The organism is Salinicoccus roseus (assembly GCF_003814515.1).
GTDB lineage: Bacteria > Bacillota > Bacilli > Staphylococcales > Salinicoccaceae > Salinicoccus > Salinicoccus roseus.
In genome coordinates this window covers 228,535-251,174 of record NZ_RKQJ01000001.1, presented here as the reverse complement: position 1 = coordinate 251,174, position 22,640 = coordinate 228,535, and the positions used below count along the sequence as shown (strand labels likewise).

Below are 22,640 nucleotides of genomic sequence, written 5' to 3'. Positions count from 1 at the left end.
TTACATATATTATCAGGAGTTGATTCAATGACCTATACCATTATCACCTGCATCCTCTTCATGGCCTTTGTCGCCTGGTATTCCTATCGCAGGACGCGTAACACCATCAGTGACAGTGATGGGTATTTCCTTGCAGGACGCGGTCTGACCGGCGGGTTCATAGCGGGTTCCCTCGTGCTTACCAACCTTTCCGCCGAACAGCTTGTAGGATTGAACGGCCAATCATACAATGCCAACATGTCGAACATGGCATGGGAAGTGACTGCGGGGATCTCGGTCATCATACTTGCCCTTGTTCTGTTGCCACGTTACATAGGAGGCGCCTTCACCACCCTCCCTGAATTTGTGAACAGCCGTTTTGACGAAGGGACCCGCATGATGGTCACATTGCTGTTCATGCTGGGATATACTTTCGTAACGATTCCGTCAGTCCTCTATTCCGGAGCGATTGCCGTATTGCAGCTTTTCGATGTACCCGCCCTTCTCGGCATGTCACTCGAACAGTCCATGTGGATCGTCATCTGGGTTGTCGGGATCATCGGGGCCGCATATGCCATATTCGGTGGACTCAAGGCCGTTGCAATATCCGACACCTTGAATGGTGTCGGGCTGCTCGTCATCGGACTATTGATTCCCCTCATCGGATTCCATGCTCTTGGTGATGGGAATATGCTTGCAGGCATGAAGACCATCGCCACCGAAGAACCTGAGAAGTTGAATGCCATCGGTTCGAGTGAAGATTCTGTACCGTTCGGTACGATATTCACCGGGATGATCTTCGCCAATCTTTTCTATTGGGGCACCAACCAATATGTCATCCAGCGGGCACTTGGTGCAAAAAGCCTTGCTGAAGGCCAGAAAGGCACACTGTTCACCGGATTCCTGAAGATCCTCGTCCCCTTCATGATGATGATTCCTGGAATCATCGCTTATCATCTATACGGCGATGGACTCGAGACGATGGATCTGGCCTATCCTGCACTGATCAGCGAGCTGCTGCCGCCGATTCTGAGCGGCTTCTTCCTGGCTGTACTCCTCGGTGCAGTATTTTCAAGTTTCAATTCACTGCTCAACAGTGCTGCCACGATGTTCGTCTATGATCTATACAAAGTGAAAATAAAGAAGGATGCTTCCGACAGGGAAATGATACGAGTCAGCAAATGGTTCGGTACGCTTCTTGCCCTCGTTTCCTTCTTCATCGCCCCACTCCTGCTGCGTGCACCGGACGGGCTTTGGAACATCATCAGGGAGTTTACCGGCTTCTTCAACATCCCGGTGATTGCGATCATCCTAGTAGGCATATTCTCAAAATATATTCCTCCCATCGGTGCCAAGATTGCAATCGTCGTCCATGTCGTCCTCTATTACATGCTGATATGGGGGTTCCCCATGTTTTTCGGCTTCAGTTTTGATATCAGCTTCATCCATATTCAAGGTATCCTGTTCGCACTCGCCGTCTTGATCATGATGATTTCAGGATTCATCAGACCACTTGATGCACCCCATCAATTCACGCATGACCCTAAAGTGGATATGTTGCCCTGGAAGTTTGCGGTTCCTGTTACAGTTCTGTTGATGGGCGCCATGGTCTTCTGCTATATATTGTTTTCACCCATCGGTCTCTCATACGCCGAAGGCATCGTTTCGGGCTGGTTCTGGCCAGCTACCATTGCGCTCATGCTGCTCATCCTTCTGTTATGGATCATTTCCTACAGAAGCTGGAACGGAAAATACAGTACCCTACTTCAGGAAATGCATAAAGAAAAGAAGCTATAGCATTGCTATAGCTTCTTTTGCGTCTATACCTTCCTGAGCTTCTCAGCCAGCTTGTATACCGGTCTGTTGAATACCTTTTCGAATGTGCCCGGCAACTCTTCAATGAAGGGATCATACCCTTTCTTGAATTTGTAGACGCCATAGTCCTTCGAGTCTTCCGTGAAGTCGCCGGTCAATCCGGAAAGGTTGAATCGGCGGAGTCCGAGTGACTTCGCCTTTTTGATCATCTGCCATGTCGTATAGTTGGTGCCCATGAACATGGAGTGCTCCGGATAGCTTCCACTGAAAAGATATACCATCTCGTGGTTGTTGTAGTAGTACATCGCAGCTGACAGTTCGATGATGCTGCCATACTCCGCCTGTACACCCCTGATCTTTTCAATGCGCTTCTCTTTGTTGGCGGTCAGATCCTTCAGTTCATTCAGGCGTCCCTTCATGCGTTTCGTGCCATTGCCGCTGTCGAGCTTATTCTGCATATCCAGCCGATCGGCTTCCAATGCTTCAAGCTCTTCCGAAAGACGGTCCAGATATTCCTCAAGATCGATATAGCTCAATGTCAGGTAGGTCCGGTCCTTCAATACATGGAGCAGGTTTCTGATCTTCTGGCTGTTGACGGGGTCGAAGCCGATGCGCTCCTCCGTGTCCTTGTATATGTCGATGAATTTGTCATACTCATTCTCTTCGAGATACCTGAGGCGCACCCCCATCTGTTCACTCGTCCGTGTGTTGTAGCGGGTGGTCTTGTCCATGCTTTTGAGCAGCTCTTCTTCGGACATACTGATGTCAAGGACCGCCTGATGCCTCAGCAGTTCTTCCGTCACCAGCTGCTTTGTGAATCCATTATGGCTGTACCCCTGATTGCGGTATATGTCCACGATTTCATGGTTGTTCATATCACTCTCCATGACTTCTCCTTCAGCATTCCGCATCTGGTATATATGGTACGGCGAATGGATCATTTTGAGTCCATTCTTCCCCTTCACATATGCGTCGATCTCTTTCAGGAAGAATTGGAGACGCTCATTTGAAAAGGGTTGGATCAATGGGCCGGTATGTGAAGTGAACATCCTGTAGCGTTTCAGGACGGAACGGCTGCTGAGCATGGATACACCGACGAGTGCCTCATCTTCATAGAGCCCGAGCAGATGCGTTTCCTGAAGACTGGAAATATAATCGTAGTACAGGGGATCATGCAGGTAATGGCAGTAGCTGTCATAATCGGCCATGAACGCCTTGAAAGTTTCCTCTTGTATTGGTGTTATCTGCATAGTCGGCACTAACCTTCCTTTACTCGTCAATTGGATTTTGCAGCAGCTTTCTGCTCGAGTTTACGCTTGACCTTATAGAGGTTATACGGCATTTTGCTGATCACTTTCACAAAGTCTCCGACCAGCTCCTCGATCTCTGCATTGAAGCCGCGCTTGAACCGGTACACGCCATAGTCTTCCCCATCTTCGGAGAAGTCCCCGCTGACGCCATAGAAGTTATAGCGGCTGATGCCCCTGTCCATGCAGTACTTCATCATTTCGAAGTGCATCATGTACGGTCCGACGAATTGGGCATATTTACTGGAGCTTGCTCCGGAGTTGTAGACCATTTCATATGGTGTTTCGAAATAGATGCCTGAAGCAAGATTGAGGATGTTGCCTTCCTTCTTCTGTATTTCACTCGCCTGCATCCTGTCTTCGGTCATCTTGTCGATCTGCTTGTCGAGTTCGGCGATCTTATTGAGCGTCTTGTCGTTCTTGTTCTCCTTCTCCATCAGCTGGTTGCGTTTGCCTTCGTTCTCCTCGATCTGTTCGGAGAGGTTGTCCACATATTCATCAAGCTCGATGTATGCAAGCGGGATGAGGACTTTATCCCCATAGGACTTCTTGAAATTTGTAAAATATTCCTTTGGATTCGGATGGGTGAAGAATCCCTGCCTTTCACTCGTATCAAGATAGAGATCCATGAAGATGTCAATTTCATCCACCTCGAGGAAACGTACCTTCACCCCATACTTCTGGGCTTTCTTGATGTTCCGCTTCCTTTGGGAATCGAAGGATTTCAGGAGTGACTTCTCATCATGGCCGGACAGGTCGAGGACACTCATCCATCGCGCCTGTGATGTTTTCGAGTAGCCGCGTGTGAATCCCTGATGGACATAGCCCTCTTCCTCCATTATCTGGATCAGTGCATCCTGTGCTGGATAGTCCTCTTTCGGATTTACATCCTTGTCATATTTCCTGTAGATCCAGTTCGGATCCAGTTTGACATACAGGCCGTTGTTCTTCTTCAAATATTTCGTAAGGGCCTGCAGGAAGAACCGGACGAGTTCATGATTATGATAGTCCAGGACAGGACCGCGGTTGGAATAGTAGAAGTACTTGCCCATGACGGTCTTCTTCAAAGTGAAGAGGCAGGCTGCTATGACTGCACCTTCCTCGTCCTTGACGCCGAGCAGGCGGACCTTCTGCTTGTCCATCTCCCTGTTCTTCTTATTCTCTATCATTTGAAAGAAGGCGGATTCCTCACCTTTTTCTATATAATTCGCATATTCCTTTTCAGTCAATTCAACAAATTTCATCCGTATTCCTACCTCCCAATCTGCTTCCGTATTTTCGTGAGCGCCTGATAGGCCTTATAGGCCGGCGCATTGATCGGCTTGATGAAATCTCCGACATACTCATACACGGCAGCATTGAAACCTTTCTTGAACTGTATGACACCGTAGTCTTCCGCTTCTTCGGAGAAGTCTCCGCTGATGCCATAGAAATTGTATAGATCGATGCCATGTTCGAGTGCATAGTTGATCATATGCCATTGTATCAGATAGCTTCCTGCAAAATGCCTGAAGGCATTGTCGCTGCCCCCGGCAAGATAGACCACTTCATGCGGTGTGATGAAATAGTATGCACTCGCAATCGGCAGCTCCTCACCATGGGTCTCACGGAGCTCTTTCCCTTCGGCAAGCTTATCCTCTATGTTCTTCAGCTGGTCGCCGAAATTCTTGATCTTCTTCTCGGCCTTGCTGTTGGATGGGTCCTTCTCCAGATCCTTCTCGGCCTTTTCGATATTTTTGACGAGACCATCGCGGTCCTTGGCAATCGATTCCGTGTATTCGTCGAGATTGACGTATACAAGCGGGATGATGACGTTGTCGCCGAAATGCTTCTTCCTGCTGATGTAGTAGGCATCATCGCGGTCGACGAATGATTTCATTTCGGATGTATCCTTCATGAACTTCCTGAACACATCAATCTCATCGAGCTCCAGATAGCGTACATGCAGGCCATGCTTCTGGGCCTTCTTGATGTTCCGCTTCCGAAGGCTGTCCATATCATTCAGGAGCGTCTTCGGATCCTTTCCCGAGAGATCGAGTACCGAATGCCATCTGATCTGGATGACCGGATCGAATCCTACCGTAAATCCATCATGCCTGAACCCCTGTGCCTCGAAATGATCGAAGATGTGCTGGTTGCCCCGGTCCTTGAGGATCTTGCCGTCATGATCCCGTTCCCTGAGCACTTCATATGGGTCGATCCTTGCATACATGACCTTCTTGGGTTTCAGAAACCTTTGGAGCCCCTCAAAGAACGTATCGAACACCTGCTTGTCTGTATAGTCCATCACCGGCCCCCGGTTGCTGTAGGCATATTTGAATACTTTCATCACCGGGGTCAGCGTAATGAGGCAGGCAGCCCTGACCGCTTCTCCGTCCTTCACACCGACAAGGTAGGTTTCAACACCCTGCTCCACCTTCAGGCGGTAGTTGTCCTCCGTCTGTGTAAAATGACTGAAGCGGGTCCGGGTGAAATGATCGAATTCCTCAGTGGTCAACTCTGTAAATTGCATATTGGCACTCCTGTCAACTAATTTTAATACTTTGCTTATATTATCAGATTTGCTGTAGTATCTCCATAATTAGTGAATGATTTAAGCATAGTCCTATGTATTATATCACTTGGAGGACGGACTGGCACCGTCCATCTATTATGATGCGCCATCCATCCCTGCTTCCAATGTCCATTATACCCTTTCTGCCCCAATCTATGCCCGACTGCCTGCTATCTTTTATGCCCTGCAATCAACCCATCCCTCAGTTTCAGAGTCGAGGCTTCCGTACAGCTGAGGGCACGCATGACACTCAGCTGCCCGTACTTCACCTTGAGGTTATCCACGGTCCTCAACAGCCTTTCCCGCCTTTCGACAGCCTCCACGTCATCAAACAGTGAAATCTGCCGCGCATATCCTGGAATGAAGTTCGTCAGCGTGACGCTCAAGGTGCGGTACCGGGCATGGGGATCGGCAAGTGCCTGAAGCGCCTTCCATATCCCCCGCATGATGACATCCCCGTCATCCGTCCCTTCCCGGACTGTGAACTGCTTGCGGTATATCCTGCCTTCTGCAGTCCCCACGGCAAACTGGATCGTCCGTGCCAGTCTCCCCGCCAGCCTCAGACGGTGGGTGACTTCGTCCACGTGTTCCAGCAGCACCACATATATTTCATCGAAACGGTAGTCCCGCATCAGTATCTGGCTCTTTGCGATCGATGGGGAATGGATGGCGTGCTTTTCGCGGATGAGGCTGAAGTCGATTCCGTTGGCATGGAGGTGCCAGTCCACACCGATGACCCCGAAGTCCCGCTTCAGATGGACCACCGGATAGCGTGCAAGATCCCCGATGGAGAATATCCCCCGTTCATTAAGCTTGACCTCACTCCTTCTGTTGATCCCCCAGAAATTCCTGAGCGGCTTGATGGGCCAGAGCTTCCGGGGCACATCATGATAGCGCCACTCTGCAATGCCGTCCGGCATCCGCTTCGCCTCGATATCCAGGGACAGTTTGCTGAGCAGCATGTTATCCCCGACGCCGATTGCACAGTCGATCCCCGTCTCTTCATATACTTCCTTCTTGAGCTGCTTGGCCAGAGCATAGGGTGAATCCTCGAATATGCGGTAGCTTTCCGTCACATCCATGAAAAACTCATCAACGGAGTATTGATGGAAATCTTCCGGCGCCACATATTTCAGGGCGATTTCCGTAATCCTTGCCGAATAGTCCAGATATGTCTTCATCGACGGATTGATGATGTATATGTCGCGGCGGGCCGGTATTTCAAACAGCCTGGACCCCGTCTTTATGCCGAGCTTCTTCAGTTCCGGTGTAGCCGCAAGCACTACGGAGCCGAGGCTTTTCGTATCCGCCACCACAGCAAGTTTGGCCGTCATGGGATCGAGCCCCTTCAAAATGCATGAGACACTGGCGAAGAAGCTTTTCTGATCGACGCATAATACATGGCGCTGCGGACAGATATGATAATTGTACATGTCATCCCTCCATACAGAACATATGTTCGCACATCCGTATATTCATCATATCACAGAATCCATCCGGATAGACACGAATCTCCTGCATTCATAAGTAAATGCGTGCCAATTGGGTATGGGACATTATAAAACCTTTACAGAGAAAAAGGAGGAACACTCATTGAAGGATATCATCGCATTACTTAAAAAAGGGAGCATGGCCTCCCTCACCGCTTCCATCGTCAACTTCTTCATCGCAGGGCTCAAAGGTGTAGCCTTCATCCTGACGGCCAACGTCGCGATGTTCGCCGAAATGATGCACTCGATCGGCGATGCGCTCAACCAGCTTTTCGTCTTCATAGGTTCCGGGCTGTCGAAAAAGGCACCCACCGAGCGCTTCCCCTTCGGCTTCGGCCGTCTGGTGAACCTCGTCCTGCTCTTTGCAGTCATCATCGTCGGCATCCTCGCCTACGAGACGGTAAGGGAGGGTCTCCACCACATTCTGGAACCCCTGCCTGTAGAGACCGATACGACCATGCTGCTGATCAACATCGGCGTCCTCGCCATCGCAGCGGTACTCGAGACATTCGTGCTCTATAAGGCCGGAAAGGAGCTGCTCCAGCAGGCGGACATGCCCTATGACGGCCTGAAGCCGATAACGACGAGCTTCGCCAATATGGACAGGGCCAAGCCGGCCACAAAACTCGTCTTCCTCGAGGATGCTGTCGCCACAGGGGGTGCGATATTTGCAATCATCGCAATCCTCGTCGCCCGCTTCACAGGATTCTCGCAGAGTGAAGGGATCGCTTCGGTCCTCATCGGCCTGGCGATGTTCTATATCGTCTATAAGATCTTCATGGAGAATGCAGCCGGGGCACTTGGAGAACATGACCCGCGCATGGAGGAACGGGTCTCACAGATCGTTCTGCGCCACGATGAGATAAAGGACATCAGAAAGCTCTTCGTCATGAAGGAAGGCGACAACCTCCACGCGGAAGTCGTCGCCGAAATCGACCCGAATCTCACTTCCAGGGAGGTCAACAGGATCAGGGATGAGATAGAAAAACTGATCCTGAAGCAGCAGCACGTGACGGATGTGAATATGGAGTTCGAACTGAATGACGGCAAGCGTACATGGCCGAAGACCCAGGACGACCTCGACAGGAAACCGAAATATTAGCACGAAAAAAAGGATGGCGTAACCGCCATCCTTTTTATTTTCTATTCATTCGCTGCCGGTTCCTCTCGGGTCGGCTCTCCGGCATCCGGATCCTCTGCATCCGCTTCAAAGAAGTCATGAATCGCTTGGCTGTTCGCTTCGAAGTCAAGATCGATGACATTTCCGGCGTGCGGCGTGTCCATGAACTGGTACGTATCTTCCACAGGCACGGTGAGTGTCGGGATGTCCTTATCGCCCCGTATCAGGAAGGAGGCCATCATCCGGTACAGTTCCCCATCGCTCATGCTCGTATTGACGTGACCCATTCCGGTGCCCGCAATTTTCGGAAGCTTGAGTATGCTGCCCAAAGTCAGCGCCTCGTCCTTGACTGCATTGATCACCTGCTGCTGGCGTCTCACACGGCCGAAGTCACCCTCTGCATCCTGGCGGAACCGGGCATAGGCAAGAAGATCTTCCCCTCCAAGGCGCTGTTCCCCCTGCTTCAGTTCGGTATCTATCTTCTCCGACATGTCCTTTTCAACATCGATCATGATGCCGTCCTTATTGATCACATCAACGACCGATTCGAAGGCCTGGTAGTCGATGACTGCATATTCCTCGACTTCGATGCCGAAGTTCTGCTGGATGGTCTGCCTGAGCAGTTCGACACCCCCGAGGGAGTAGACGGAATTGATCTTATAGCTCTGGAAGCCGGGGATCTCCACGTATATATCCCGCATGAGAGAGACCATCTTCATTTCCTTGTTCATGTAGTCATACTGGGCCAGCATGATGACGTCCGTCCGCTGGGCACCATCCACCTCGCGGTCGGCGCCGAGCAGCAGGATGTTCTTTTTGCCGTCGTTGTCATCCGCCCCGTTGAATTCCATCTCCTCCTGTTCAACCCCGTTGTCGCGTGCGATATCGAGACCGGACTGGTATGAGAAGTATACATATAGGATTGTGCCGACGAGCACCGCGAGCAGTATGAGCGGAATGAGCGCCCGCTTCCGGATGCGCCGCTTCCGCCCTTCGGGCTGCGGTCTGTCGGAACGTCTGTATTCATTGTCCATAATCATGCTCCTGTCATCAATCTATCAAATCATTTTAACCGGTTTTTAGAAATTAATAAAGAAATAATATCTCCCCATCATTCCATGGAGGATAAAAAATTGTGGTGCCGTATGCTTATATAGTAAAATATATATAAGGAATGAGGGATTGAAATGATGAAAAAAATATTACTTTTGGCAATGATGCTCATGCTGCTGGTGCCAGTTCCGGCCCAGGCGGCTTCGGAATGGGAGGAAGCGGTCACAGTGTATGGCGCAGCGCTTGAGAGCGACCAGCAGCTGCTTGATGCGACACGTGAAATACTCGGCACCGAGGAGAGCGACAAGGTCGAATATGTCTACAGCGAGGATGTACAGCAGTATATCGGCAAGGACTACAGCAATGAGGTGCTCAAATCGAGCATCCGCATCATCCAGGAATCCGAAGGCCATGGCCTCGACATCACCGTGGATGAGAGCATGGGGGACATCACTGAAATCACCGAGGAGACATACAAGAATGCACTGCTGACTTCCGGCATCACCGATGCGGAAGTGGTCATCGGAGCGGCCGAGGATGTCACCGGTGAAAGTGCCCTCTCCGGCATCTACAAGGCATACGAATCACAGGGGGAAGCCATAGATACCGAGCGTACACAGAACTCCCAGGAGGAACTTGAGACGATCTCCGGCATCTCCGAGGAGAACAGCAATGTCGAAGGGTTCTCACAAGAGCAGCTGAACAAGATGATCACCGACATCAAAATTGAAGTCATCAACCAGGGCGGCGACCTGACGGAGCAGGAGATCAGGGATATCGTCGATGAGCAGATGGCGGCCAACGGCCTCGACGGCCTGCTGTCACAGGATCAGATCGACAGGATCGTCGTCATCATCATCCAGATACAGGACTCCGGCATCTTCCAGAGCGAGGAGGCCGAACGGCTGAAGGACAGCGCCCAGAACCTCCTCGATCAGATCACTTCGAGTGAAGCATTCCAGAATGCAGCCGATCAGGCTGAGGAGATTGGACAGGATATACAGGAATCGAGCGCCTGGGAATCATTCAAGAAGGCGGCATCCGATTTCTTCTCAAGCATCGTCTCCTTCTTCAGATCACTCTTCAACTAGAAAAGAGCAGACCATATGGTCTGCTCTTTTTATTATGTGCCTTTTATGGCCTTTCTTCATTACGATAGGCGTATCGGTTCTCGCCCCATTCATCGACTTCCGAAAGGTCGGCTTTGATGTTGTTCGTCTGGAAGACGGGATTCACACCCGTTTTCAGCTGCGCCTTATAGTCGGCTGCAACCTGCCAGACGATATGGCTCAGTCCGAATACCGCGACAAGGTTGGTCACCGCCATGAGTGCCATGAACATGTCCGCTGTCGCCCAGGCCGTCTCAAGGTCCATCACCGCACCGATGAAGACCATGACGACCACGAGCGCCTTGAATATAAGCAGAACCACCCGGTTCTCCTTGATGTAGTTCAGGTTGCTCTGACCGTAGAAGTAGTTCCCGAGGATGGAACTGTAGGCGAAGAGCAGGATGACGATCGCGATGAAGGTCGCCCCGAAGGAGCCGATCTGCTCCGACATCGCCGCCTGTGTCACCTGGATGCCCTGGAGTGCGTCTGCTCCATAGCTCAGATCCGTATACATCAGGATCAGGATGGCCGTTGCCGTACAGACGATCATCGTATCGAAGAACACGCCGAGCGCCTGGATCAGCCCCTGCTTGACAGGGTGGCTGACCGCAGCGGATGCGGCGGCATTGGGTGCAGAACCCATACCCGCTTCATTCGAGAACAGCCCCCGCTGGAAGCCGTTCAGTATCGCTGCACCGAGTGCACCACCAAAGACTTCCCGGATGCCGAACGCGTTTGTGACGATGGCCGTCAGCATCGGAATGATCTGGTCGTAGTTGATGATGAGGATCACGAAGACGACCAGCAGATAGATGACCGCCATGACCGGGACTATATAGCCGGCCACATTCGCAATGGTCCGGGCCCCGCCGAAGATGACGATGGCCGTGAAGATTGCGATGACGAGTCCGACCACCCACCTGTCGAGGTTGAATGCCTCTTGATAGGCATGGGCGATGGTGTTCGCCTGCAGCCCGTTGAAGACGAATGCGAATGTGATTGTGATCAGCACCGCGAAGAACAGTCCGAGCCATCTCTGGTTGAGGCCCTTCTCCATGTAGTAGGCCGGGCCCCCACGGAAACCGCCCTCCTCATCCTTCACTTTATATACCTGTGCAAGCGTGGATTCGAAGAATGCGGTCGCTGCGCCGAAGAACGCGATCAGCCACATCCAGAATATCGCGCCGGGACCGCCGAGCACGATGGCCGTCGCTACACCTGCGATGTTGCCGGTGCCGACGCGTGAAGCGGCACTGATTGCAAATGCCTGGAAAGGGGCGATCCCCTTCCTGCCGTCAGGCAGCGTCTCCGGTTTTTCGGTAATGACCTTGAACATCTCTTTGAACCATCTGAACTGTACAAACCTCGAGCTGATGGAAAAATAAAGACCTGCAAGAATAAGCAGCCCGATGAGGAAGTCACCCCACAGCAGGGTGTTTCCTATGTCGACAAAACTTTTGAACCAATCTGGTACAATTCCTTCAAAATCCATAAAGCACCTCCTGATATAAATGTATTATATCATTTGGGAAACCGCTTTAAAGGCCGAATTGAAAATTGGACTATTCGGATTATTGCACCGTTTCAAATGCGACGCGCGCCACCTCGCCGAATTCATTTTCATCAACCACAAATGAACCGTTGGCATATTTGCCGCTCACCCGGATGGATTTCGCGTCCAACTTGAAACTGGTGTTCTGCGAATAAAGGATTATATCGACATTGTTTTCGATGAGCCGCGCCCCGATGATGCGGTGGGGCTTCGATTTGATCTCCTTGAGCAGGGTGCTGCCCACCTGGGCTCTGGCACCCCTTTCGAATACATCGATAGATGTCCGTTTGACCGCCCCCCGCTGGGAGACCGTAACAAGGAACTTCTCATTGGAGAGGAGTCCCGAGAATGCGAGTGCATCATCCGGTTTCAGTTGAATCGCCCTGACGCCCTGGGCCTTCAGGCCGACCGGATTAACTTCCGACAGCGGGTACCGGAGCGAGATGCCCTTTTGTGTAATCAGCAGCACATCTTCCGTGCCGCCATGCGAGAGTTCCACTGAGACCACCTGATCGTCCTTTTTGAGGCTGATGCCTGAAATCGGCCGCCTGATGCGGCTCGCTTCATAGGCTTTAAGCTCTGTCCGCTTGATCTGGCCCCGGCGTGTGGTCGTCACTATAGAGATGTCGGCTCCGTAATCCTCGATGACGAAGGCCGTCACCGGTGATTCATCCGTCCCGAGCCTGAAGCGGTTGGAGAGGTGCTGGCCGTTGTCCTTCCACCTGATCTCAGGCAGTTCATGGACGGGAATGATCATATAGTTGCCGAGGTTGGTGAAGACGAGCAGGTGCTCGAGTGTATGGGCATGGCGGGAGAGGAGCACCTGATCATCCTCCTTCATGCCGATTTCATCCGGTGTACTCGCATTATAGCTCCGCAGGCTGGTGCGCTTCACATAGCCTTCCGACGTCAGTGAAACGACGACCTCCTCCTTGGCGATCAACACTTCCTTCTCAAGCTCGATGGACTCGATTTCATCCTCCACCGTGCTTCTGCGCGGCGCGGCATATTTCTTTTTGATGTCGCGCAGTTCTTTCTTGATCACTTTGAGCAGCTGCTTTTCATTGCCCAGTATTTCCCGCAGCTGATTGATCGTATATTCCAGCTCGCTGTGCTCCGTTTCGAGCTCTGCGATATCCGTGTTCGTCAGACGGTAGAGCTGGAGCATCACGATCGCTTCCGCCTGGGCTTCCGTGAAGCTGAAGGCTTCCACCAGGTTCGCCTTGGCGTTGCGCTTGTTGTCCGACTCGCGGATGACGCGGATCACTTCATCCAGTATGGACAGTGCGTGCATGAGCCCCTCGATGATGTGCATCCTGCGCTCCGCTTCCGAGAGTTCATACTGCGAGCGCCTGAGGATGACATCCTTCTGGTGGGCGATGTAGCTCTCCAGTATCTCCTTCAGCCCGAGCTGTTTCGGTGCCCTGTCGCTGATCGCCACCATATTGAAGTTGTAGGATACCTGGAGGTCCGTCTTCTTGTAGAAGTAGTTGATGATGCCTTCGACATTCGCCTCCTTCTTCACTTCCACTACGATGCGCATCCCTTCGCGGTCGGTTTCATCCCGGACTTCGATGATGCCGTCCACCTTGCGGTCGGCCCGGATTTCGTCCATCTTCTTGACGAGGTTCGCCTTGTTTACCTCAAACGGCAGTTCATCGATGATGATATGGGTCTTGCCGCCCCGGGTGTCCTCGGTCCGCACCCTGCTCCGGACGATGATCTTGCCGCGTCCGGTCTCATATGCCTTCCGGATCTGGTCCTTGCCCTGGATGATGCCCCCTGTCGGGAAATCAGGCCCTTTGATGATATCCATCAGCTCATCCATGGAGGCGGACGGCTTGTCGATGACCCTCAATGTCGCATCGATGACCTCTTCGAGGTTGTGGGGCGGAATGTCCGTGGCATAGCCTGCAGAAATGCCCGTCGAACCATTGACCAGGAGGTTTGGGAATTTCGAAGGCAGGACGGTCGGTTCCATCTCCGTATCATCGAAGTTGTTGATGAAGTCGACGGTCTTCTTGTTGATGTCACGGAGCATCTCATTCGAGATTTCTGAAAGCCTCGCCTCCGTATAGCGCATCGCAGCCGGCGGGTCGCCGTCGACGCTCCCCTTGTTGCCGTGCATATCGATCAGTTCCTCGCGCATCTTCCACTCCTGGGAGAGTCGGACCATCGCTTCATAGACACTGGAATCCCCGTGCGGATGATAGTTGCCGATGACGTTCCCTACAGTCTTGGCACTTTTCCTGAAGCTCTTCTCAAAAGTGTTCCCTTCCTTGTACATCGCATAGAGGATACGCCGCTGGACCGGCTTCAGGCCGTCCCTGACATCCGGGATGGCGCGGTCCTGGATGACATATTTGCTGTAGCGTCCGAAACGGTCGCCGATGACATCTTCAAGTTGTAGCTGCTGAACTTGTTCAGTCATTCAATTCACCACTTTCTCCCAGTTTTGTGACATCTTCATTCCCCAATATGCTGTCCGCATCTTCGAGTGTGAAGCTGACATTCGATTCGATCCACTTCCTGCGCATCTCCACATTGTCCCCCATGAGGGTCGTGACACGCTTCAATGAAAGTGCCTCGTCTTCAATACGCACCTGGATCAACGTCCGCGTCTCCGGATTCATCGTCGTTTCCCACAGCTGTTCCGGCATCATCTCACCCAGACCCTTATAGCGCTGGAGTTCGATATTTTTGCCCATTTCCTTCTGGGCCTCGACGAGCTCGTCCTCAGTCCAGACATACCGCACCTCATCCTTCTTCCTGCCCTTCTTCTTGAGCTGGAATAAAGGCGGCAGGGCGATATAGATCTTGCCCGCGTCGAAGAGTGGACGCATGTAGTTGAAGAAGAATGTGAGGAGCAGCACTTGGATGTGCGCACCATCGGTGTCGGCATCCGTCATGATGACGATCTTGTCGTAGTTCGTATCATCCACACTGAATTCCGTACCGACGCCTGCGCCGATCGTATGGATGATCGTATTGATCTCTTCATTCTTGAAGATATCCTCAAACTTCGCCTTCTCGGTATTGATGACCTTCCCACGAAGCGGCAGGATGGCCTGGAATCGCCTGTCGCGGCCCTGCTTTGCAGATCCGCCTGCAGAGTCCCCTTCGACAAGATACAGTTCATTCTTCTTGGCATTGCGGCTCTGGGCGGGCGTCAATTTGCCGGAAAGCAGTGTATCCTTGCGGCGCTTCTTGCCGTTCCTAGCCTCCTCACGGGCTTTCCGTGCAGTCTCCCGGACGCTCCTTGCCTTGATCGCCTTCTTGACTAGCTGGGTGCTCAGCGCCCCGTTCTCCTCCAGATAGTATGGAAGATGTTCGCTCATCAGCGATTCCATGACATTCCGCGCTTCACTCGTACCGAGCTTGCTCTTCGTCTGGCCTTCGAACTGGAGCAGGTTCTCAGGGACCTTCACCGAGATGACGGCAGTCAGGCCTTCCCTGATGTCGCTGCCCTCAAGGTTCTTGTCCTTGTCCTTCAATTCCTTGATTTTGCGTGCATATTCATTGAATACACGCGTGAAGCCAGTCTTGAAGCCGACCTCGTGCGTTCCGCCATCCTTCGTCCGTACATTGTTGACGAAGGAGATCAGCGTTTCACTGTACTGGTCATTATACTGGAAGCTCACTTCAGCCACGATATCGTTGTACTCGCCGGAGAACATGACCACATCACCGATTGCATCCTTGCCCTCATTCAGGAAGTTGATGAAGGCTTTCAGCCCATCATCATATTGGAAGACTTCCTCGAGCGGCTCCTCGGGACGCCTGTCCGTAATCGAAATGCGCATCCCCTTCTGCAGGAACGCGGATTCCCGCATCCTTTCCATGATGGTTTCGAAATGGAATGAAGTGCCGCTCTTGAATATCTTTCCATCGGGCCTGAATGTCACTTCCGTGCCGGTCTGCTTCGTCTTTCCGGTCACTTCCAATGGACGGTCGAGCTTGCCGCCGTCCTTGAATGACATCTCATGCACTTTTCCATCCCGGTAGATCCTGATCTCCATCCATTCGCTCAGCGCATTGACGACCGAAGCCCCCACACCGTGAAGGCCGCCGGATGTCTTATAGCCGCCGGCACCGAACTTGCCGCCTGCATGGAGCACCGTGAATATGACTTCCGGTGTCGGCTTGCCGGATGTGTGCATGCCCGTCGGCATGCCCCGCCCGTTGTCGCGGATGGTGATGCTTTCATCCGGATTGATGGTGATATTTATTTCATCGCCGTAGCCATTGATGACTTCATCGACCGAGTTGTCGGTGATCTCGTACACCAGGTGGTGCAGCCCCCTATAATCGGTGGAACCGACGTACATCCCAGGCCTTTTCCTTACGGCGTCCAGACCTTCAAGTATTTGTATTGAATCATCGTTATAAGTATTCTGTCTTGCCAAATCGGATTTCCTCCTACAAACGTATGTTCGTTATTTTTATCTCATGTTCTATTTTTATACAAAAGCGTGAGGATTGCAACCATAATCAATGTATTCATATTGCATATAACACTAATAGTTTACATAATAATTTTATGGTAAACTATATTTTATTATACCCCATTAAAAATTTATGGTAAACTGTTAGTACCTGATAATAAAGGGGTTTTTAAATGGAAACGATCATAATACTCCTGGTCTTGAGCTATCTCCTGGGTTCCACGCCATTCAGCCTGCTCATCGGCTTGTGGTTCTATAAGATCGACCTCAGACAGCATGGCAGCGGCAATATAGGCACCACAAACACCTTCAGGATCCTTGGGAAGAAGGCAGGCATCGTCGTGCTGCTCCTGGATATGTTCAAGGGGGCACTTCCAGTGGTTGCAGCGATGCTCCTCAACGTGGATATGCATATATTCATTCCCGGCCTTGTGGCGGCCATCGGCCATGTCTACTCCATATTCCTCAAGTTCAGGGGTGGCAAGGCAGTCGCTACCAGTGCAGGTGCCGTACTGGCATACAATCCCCTGCTCTTCATCATGCTCCTGGCCGCTTTTCTGATAACGCTGAAGCTCAGCAAGTATGTATCCCTGTCCAGCATAGTGAGTGCCGTTTTATTCTTTATTCTTTCGCTGGCATTCAGGGATCCGCTGCTGATTGCATTCTCCTTCATCATCGCTGTAGTCATTGTCGTTAGACATATCTCCAACATTAAACGTATAATGGATGGTACAGAATCTAAAATCACATTCATGTAGCAGAAGGGATGATTGAAATGTTGGAAGTTACAGATCGTGCACTGGATTGGATGAAGGAAGAACTGGACCCGGAAGAAGGACAGGGCGTCAACATCTATGTAAGGTATGGCGGGGAAACACAGCTGAAACAGGGATTTTCTCCAGCATTGACAGTAGAACGCATCCCCTCTGACAGTAAAGTATTCGACTATGATGGCATACAGGTGTTCATCAAGGAATCGGACCTGTGGTACTTTGAAGATACGGAACTGGTCATAGACTCTGAGGATGATGAAGTCACATTCGAAAGCAGATAAAAGCAATAACCCATCTCAAATGAGATGGGTTATTTTAATATTACTGCTCTTTAAGTTTGTTTCTGAGTACAAGCTGCAGGATGCCGCCGTTGCGGTAGTAGTCCACTTCAACTTCTGAATCGAAGCGTGCCTTGACTTTGAACTCAGTCTTCTTGCCGTCCTGGTTCGTCGCTACAGCATCAAGGACGTGTCCAGGCATGACATCTTCACCGACTTGGATGTCGAATGTCTCGCTGCCGTCGAAGCCGAGTGAATCTGCATCTTCCCCATCGACGAACTGGAGTGGGAGGACGCCCATCATTACGAGGTTCGAACGGTGGATACGCTCATAGCTTGCTGCGATGACCGCTTTGACACCGAGGAGGTTCGTACCTTTGGCTGCCCAGTCACGGCTGGAGCCCATGCCGTAGTCGTCTCCTGCGATGACCACGAGTCCTGTGCCATCCTGTTGATATTTCATTGCAGCATCATAGATGCTCATGACTTCACCAGTCGGCCAGTACGTTGTGAATCCGCCCTCTTTGCCGTCCGCAATCTGGTTGCGGATACGGATGTTGGCAAATGTACCGCGGAGCATCACTTCGTGGTTTCCGCGTCGGGAACCATATGAGTTGAAGTTCCGTGGAGATACGCCCTGCTCGATCAGCCATTTTCCGGCAGGTGTATCCTTGCCGATCGCACCCGCAGGTGAGATGTGGTCTGTCGTTACGGAGTCGCCGAACTTGCCGAGTACACGCAGGCCATTCAGTGATTCCACTTTGCCCGGTTCTGTGGACAGGTTCTGGAAGAATGATGGGTTCTGGATGTACGTGGAATCCGGATCGAAGTCGTAGAGTGGTGCATCCGTCGTTTCGATGTTGTTCCAGATTTCATTGGCATCGAATACCCTTTCATATTCTTTTCTGAAGAGTTCAGGGCTGACGTTGCCCATTACTGCATCCTTGACTTCCTGGGTGGATGGCCAGATATCCTTCATGAAGACATCGTTGCCGTCCTTATCCTTGCCGATCGGTTCATTGCGCAGATCGATGTCCACTGTACCGGCAAGCGCATATGCCACGATGAGTGGTGGTGAAGCAAGATAGTTCGCTTTGACGAGCGGGTGGATCCTGCCTTCAAAGTTACGGTTTCCGGACAGTACTGAACTTACAAGCAGATCGCTTTCAGTGATCGCTTCTGTAATTTCAGGAAGCAGTGGACCGGAGTTTCCGATACATGTCGTACAGCCGTAGCCTACAAGGTTGAAGCCGAGTTTATCCAGGTATTGCTGCAGACCGGAGTCTTCGAGGTAGCCGGTAACGACTTTGGAACCTGGTGCCAGGGAAGTCTTCACATATGCTGGTACCTCGAGGCCTTTTTCAACTGCTTTCTTTGCGATCAGACCCGCACCCAGCATGACATAAGGGTTGGATGTGTTCGTACATGAAGTGATGGCTGCAATGGCGAGGTCGCCGGTCTTCATTTCAACTTCCCTGCCATCGTTGAATTTGATCGTCGTCTTCTTGTCGAATTCTGCTTCATCCAGACCATGGCCATGGTTGCCGCTTTCGGCTGTAATGGATTTCCTGTATTCCTTCTTCATGTCGGAGAGCTGGATCAGATCCTGTGGACGTTTTGGTCCGGCAAGTGCAGGCTCGACAGTGGAGAGGTCGAGGTCGACGACTTCGCTGTAGACCGGTTCGTTTGCCGGGTCGAAGTACATGTCATTCTCCTGCAGATACTTTTTGACGATATCGATATGCTCTTCACTACGTCCTGTGAGCTTCATGTATTCGAGTGTTTCGTCATCGACAGGGAAGAAGCCGCATGTTGCACCATATTCAGGCGCCATGTTCGCAATCGTCGCCCTGTCAGCGAGTGGAAGCTCTGTTACACCCTGTCCGAAGAATTCGACGAACTTGCCTACAACGCCGTGTTTGCGCAGCAGTTCAGTGACGCGCAGTGCGAGGTCTGTCGCTGTTGCACCTTCCGGCAGGCCATTCGTCATGCGCACGCCCACGACTTCAGGTACTGGGAAGTAGGATGGCTGTCCGAGCATTCCGGCTTCAGCCTCGATACCGCCGACACCCCAGCCAAGGACGCCGAGGCCATTGATCATGGTAGTGTGGGAATCCGTACCGACAAGTGTATCAGGGAACGTGACGAGCTCATCGCCATCCTCCTTGACATGGACAACGTTCGCCAAGTACTCGAGGTTGACCTGGTGGACGATACCTGTTGCTGGCGGAACAGCTTTGTAGTTGTCGAATGCCTTCGTCGCCCAGTGCAGGAATTCGTAGCGTTCCTGGTTCCTTTCGAACTCGAGCTCCATGTTCAATTTGAGTGCATCATCAGTACCGTAGGCATCCACCTGTACAGAATGGTCGATGACGAGATCGACAGGCACTTCAGGGTTGATCTTCTGTACATCCCCGCCTACATCATCCATTGCTTTTCTGAGTGATGCCAGGTCGACGACCGCAGGCACACCGGTAAAGTCCTGAAGGATGACACGTGAAGGTTTGAATGGCACTTCTTTTCCTTGGTGATCGCCTTTATCCCAAGTTGCCAGAGATTCGATATGTTCATCTTTGATGACACTGCCATCATACTGGCGCAGTACCGATTCAAGCAGTACTCTGACGGAGTATGGCAATTTGTGTGTTTCGGACATGCCCCGTTCAGTCAATGTCTTCAGACTATAGTAGTTATAGTCCTTGCCGCCGACATTGAACGACTTCCTGGCAGCTTCATTAACATTTTGACTCATTGTAATAGCCCCCTATCAATATTCCAGTCATAAGACCGTTCGTATCAATTGTATATCTTTACATAAGGGATGTAAACGCCGTCCCTGTCAATTCTGCCATAATTTCGATACAAAAAGATGACCTATAGCAATAAGTATAACTTATCTCTATAGGTCATCATCATAACTATATATTAACCTTAACTCTAGTATACCCTAGCCTTCATTATTCTCTCTTCTCAATTTCGCCTCATGATCTTCCATCAGCTTCTCATACTCCGTACCTTTGTAGTTCGGCTCGATGAGGAGGTTCAATGACCTCTGCTCTTTTGCGATATCCTTGTATGTCGCAATCATCATGAGTATCAGAATGAGCGAGAATGGGAATGCCGAGATGATTGAAGATGCCTGCAATGCCGTCAGGCCGCCACCCATAAGGAGTACGACAGCAATCATCACCTGGGCGACACCCCAGATCATCTTGACCCTGTTGGATGGTGTCAGGGAACCATTCGTCGTCTGCATGCCCAGTACAAATGTAGCGGAGTCTGCAGATGTGATGAAGAACGTCCCGATCAGCAGCACGGCTACGAGTGAAACGATGAAGCCGAGCGGCATGTTATTGAACATTTCAAACAATACTGTTTCAGTCGCAAGGTCTGCAAATCCGCCGTTCGCCCTGTCGGATTCAATGGCAGTGACGCCGAATATGCTGAACCATAGGAAGCTGACGACTGCCGGGCCGACCATGACCGCGAGGACGAATTCACGGATTGTGCGTCCACGGGAGACACGGGCGATGAAGATGCCGACGAACGGACTCCATGCCATCCACCAGCCCCAGTAGTAGATCGTCCATGCACCAAGCCAGTCGTTCTTCTCCTGGTTCAGTGGCGCAACATCGTAGCTCATGTTGATGAAGTTGCTCACCATTCCGCCGAATGTATCCGTCCACATGTTCAGAATGAGTACGGTCGGTCCGAGTACCAGTGTGAATATCATCAGCAGGCCGGCAAGTATCATGTTTGCATTACTGAGGTACTGGATGCCTTTTGACAGGCCTGTCCATGCACTGTACATGAACAGTACAGTGATTACGGCGATGATGATGATCTGCACATAGATGTTATTCGGGATGCCGAACAGATAAGTCAGTCCGCCGTTGATCTGCATGACACCAAGACCAAGTGATGTCGCAACACCGGCAATCGTCGCGAATACCGCGAGTACATCAATGGCTGTACCGATCGGTCCATCCACATGCTTGCCGAGTATCGGCCTCAGGGTGCTTGAAATCAGACCCGGTTCATTTCTTCTGAACTGGGCGAACGCAAGTGCCAAGCCGACTACAGCATAGACAGCCCAAGCATGGAAGCCCCAGTGGAAGAATGACCGCCTGAGTGCTTCCTTCATTGCGGTATCTGTGCCTGGTTCGGCTGTCGGCGGGGTGAAATAGTGGCTGATCGGTTCAGCCGCCCCCCAGAAGACCAGCCCAATCCCCATACCGGCACTGAACAGCATCGCAAACCATGAAGCGGTCTTGAATTCAGGCTTTTCCGTCGGCTTGCCGAGACGGATCTGCCCCATCGGTGTAAATACGAATATTAGACAGAAAGCGATGAATATGGTTGTGAGTGAAACATAGTACCAGCTGAAGTTGCTCGTAATGAACCCCTGCATCACACCTGTGACACTTTCGAAGTTTTCTGAGAAGAACACGCCATAGAGTACAAGTGCGGAAACGATGGCAAGTGCAATCCAGAAAACTGGAGTTAATCTTGATTTTTGATTCTCTTCCATTCTACTCCTCCTTTAGATGGGTTATTCCCTTTAATTACTTTTTGTAACGCAACTTACAAAACAATTATTGATGTTAGCACATCATCCGGAGTCTAGCAAATATACATCCACTCTACATTCAAGTATATATCAACAGCGCTGTAAATAAAGTATTATGCCCTCTTGCAAGTACGGACTTTTACTGTATGATGGATGCTGGACCGATAAATAAAAATTCGGAGGAATCATCATGTGGCAGGAATTCAAGGACTTCATACTCAGGGGCAATGTACTGGATCTTGCAGTCGCCGTCGTCATTGGTGCGGCATTCAGCAAAATCGTCACTGCACTCGTAGAAAACATCATCATGCCGTCGATTGCACTGATATTCGGCAACACCGACTTCACATCGGAATGGGCATACAAGGGGATCACCTATGGCGTCTTCATCCAGGCGATCATAGACTTCCTCATCATAGCAGCAGCAATATTCGTATTCATCAAAGCCGTCAATCTCCTGACGCGGAACCGCTTCGTCGAGGAGGCGGCCGAAGATGAGCAGACGGTGCTGCTCAGGGAGATCAGGGACGCACTGAAAAAGGAAGACGCAAGTTCATGATCCATCAGAAAAGGCCGGCGTAACCGCCGGCCTTTT

The 22,640-nt window shown here is 51.2% G+C and carries 16 protein-coding genes; 6 read left to right on the top strand and 10 right to left on the bottom strand.

The features are described from left to right. The first annotated feature begins 27 nt into the window (after positions 1-27). A complete protein-coding gene (locus EDC33_RS01360) occupies positions 28-1,776 on the top strand; it encodes a solute:sodium symporter family transporter (protein ID WP_124009956.1) in 1,749 nt (582 codons plus the stop codon). Positions 1,777-1,799: 23 nt separating this feature from the next. Here the strand turns inward: EDC33_RS01360 and EDC33_RS01355 are convergent, their stop codons facing one another. The 4 genes from EDC33_RS01355 to EDC33_RS01340 all read right to left on the bottom strand — a co-directional run bounded on the left by EDC33_RS01355 (position 1,800) and on the right by EDC33_RS01340 (position 7,088). Beyond that, complete coding sequence (locus EDC33_RS01355; RefSeq protein ID WP_124009955.1) at positions 1,800-3,044, bottom strand: peptidoglycan bridge formation glycyltransferase FemA/FemB family protein; 1,245 nt, start codon at positions 3,042-3,044, stop codon at positions 1,800-1,802. Between the two features lie 26 nt (positions 3,045-3,070). Further along, positions 3,071-4,345, bottom strand: a complete 1,275-nt coding sequence (locus EDC33_RS01350; RefSeq protein ID WP_124009954.1) for an aminoacyltransferase — start codon at positions 4,343-4,345, stop codon at positions 3,071-3,073. Between the two features lie 8 nt (positions 4,346-4,353). Further along, positions 4,354-5,613, bottom strand: a complete 1,260-nt coding sequence (locus EDC33_RS01345; RefSeq protein ID WP_124009953.1) for an aminoacyltransferase — start codon at positions 5,611-5,613, stop codon at positions 4,354-4,356. Between the two features lie 212 nt (positions 5,614-5,825). Then, complete coding sequence (locus tag EDC33_RS01340; protein WP_124009952.1) at positions 5,826-7,088, bottom strand: Y-family DNA polymerase; 1,263 nt, start codon at positions 7,086-7,088, stop codon at positions 5,826-5,828. Between the two features lie 160 nt (positions 7,089-7,248). Here EDC33_RS01340 and EDC33_RS01335 point away from each other — a divergent pair, with 160 nt between their 5' ends. Next, positions 7,249-8,247 (top strand): cation diffusion facilitator family transporter, encoded by a 999-nt coding sequence (locus EDC33_RS01335; protein ID WP_124009951.1) that lies wholly within the window; start codon positions 7,249-7,251, stop codon positions 8,245-8,247. A 41-nt stretch (positions 8,248-8,288) separates the two neighbouring features. Here the strand turns inward: EDC33_RS01335 and EDC33_RS01330 are convergent, their stop codons facing one another. Further along, complete coding sequence (locus EDC33_RS01330) at positions 8,289-9,299, bottom strand: LCP family protein (protein ID WP_094905480.1); 1,011 nt, start codon at positions 9,297-9,299, stop codon at positions 8,289-8,291. 156 nt (positions 9,300-9,455) lie between these two features. On the opposite strand from EDC33_RS01330, the gene EDC33_RS01325 reads away from it, so the two are divergent. Continuing rightward, the gene (locus tag EDC33_RS01325; protein ID WP_170156331.1) at positions 9,456-10,409 is read left to right on the top strand and encodes a DUF1002 domain-containing protein; all 954 of its coding nucleotides are present in this window, start codon (positions 9,456-9,458) and stop codon (positions 10,407-10,409) included. 43 nt (positions 10,410-10,452) lie between these two features. Here EDC33_RS01325 and EDC33_RS01320 read toward each other — a convergent pair whose 3' ends face one another. The 3 genes from EDC33_RS01320 to parE all read right to left on the bottom strand — a co-directional run bounded on the left by EDC33_RS01320 (position 10,453) and on the right by parE (position 16,385). Then, the gene (locus EDC33_RS01320; RefSeq protein ID WP_040104794.1) at positions 10,453-11,919 is read right to left on the bottom strand and encodes an alanine/glycine:cation symporter family protein; all 1,467 of its coding nucleotides are present in this window, start codon (positions 11,917-11,919) and stop codon (positions 10,453-10,455) included. Between the two features lie 79 nt (positions 11,920-11,998). Next, entirely contained in the window at positions 11,999-14,410 is a 2,412-nt protein-coding gene (gene parC, locus EDC33_RS01315) for a DNA topoisomerase IV subunit A (RefSeq protein WP_124009950.1), read from the bottom strand. Beyond that, the gene (parE, locus tag EDC33_RS01310) at positions 14,403-16,385 is read right to left on the bottom strand and encodes a DNA topoisomerase IV subunit B (RefSeq protein ID WP_124009949.1); all 1,983 of its coding nucleotides are present in this window, start codon (positions 16,383-16,385) and stop codon (positions 14,403-14,405) included. The genes parC and parE overlap by 8 nt, the downstream gene beginning before the upstream one ends. A gap of 212 nt (positions 16,386-16,597) precedes the next feature. On the opposite strand from parE, the gene plsY reads away from it, so the two are divergent. Together plsY and EDC33_RS01300 are read left to right on the top strand one after the other, a co-directional pair. Beyond that, positions 16,598-17,182, top strand: a complete 585-nt coding sequence (gene plsY / locus EDC33_RS01305) for a glycerol-3-phosphate 1-O-acyltransferase PlsY (protein ID WP_040104797.1) — start codon at positions 16,598-16,600, stop codon at positions 17,180-17,182. A gap of 17 nt (positions 17,183-17,199) precedes the next feature. Beyond that, the gene (locus tag EDC33_RS01300) at positions 17,200-17,478 is read left to right on the top strand and encodes a HesB/YadR/YfhF family protein (RefSeq protein ID WP_040104798.1); all 279 of its coding nucleotides are present in this window, start codon (positions 17,200-17,202) and stop codon (positions 17,476-17,478) included. Between the two features lie 40 nt (positions 17,479-17,518). Here the strand turns inward: EDC33_RS01300 and acnA are convergent, their stop codons facing one another. Together acnA and EDC33_RS01290 are read right to left on the bottom strand one after the other, a co-directional pair. Further along, the gene (acnA, locus tag EDC33_RS01295) at positions 17,519-20,227 is read right to left on the bottom strand and encodes an aconitate hydratase AcnA (protein WP_124009948.1); all 2,709 of its coding nucleotides are present in this window, start codon (positions 20,225-20,227) and stop codon (positions 17,519-17,521) included. A 195-nt stretch (positions 20,228-20,422) separates the two neighbouring features. Continuing rightward, complete coding sequence (locus EDC33_RS01290) at positions 20,423-22,006, bottom strand: glycine betaine uptake BCCT transporter (protein WP_124009947.1); 1,584 nt, start codon at positions 22,004-22,006, stop codon at positions 20,423-20,425. A gap of 229 nt (positions 22,007-22,235) precedes the next feature. Here EDC33_RS01290 and mscL point away from each other — a divergent pair, with 229 nt between their 5' ends. After that, a complete protein-coding gene (gene mscL, locus EDC33_RS01285) occupies positions 22,236-22,604 on the top strand; it encodes a large conductance mechanosensitive channel protein MscL (RefSeq protein ID WP_170156330.1) in 369 nt (122 codons plus the stop codon). Positions 22,605-22,640 lie beyond the last annotated feature (36 nt).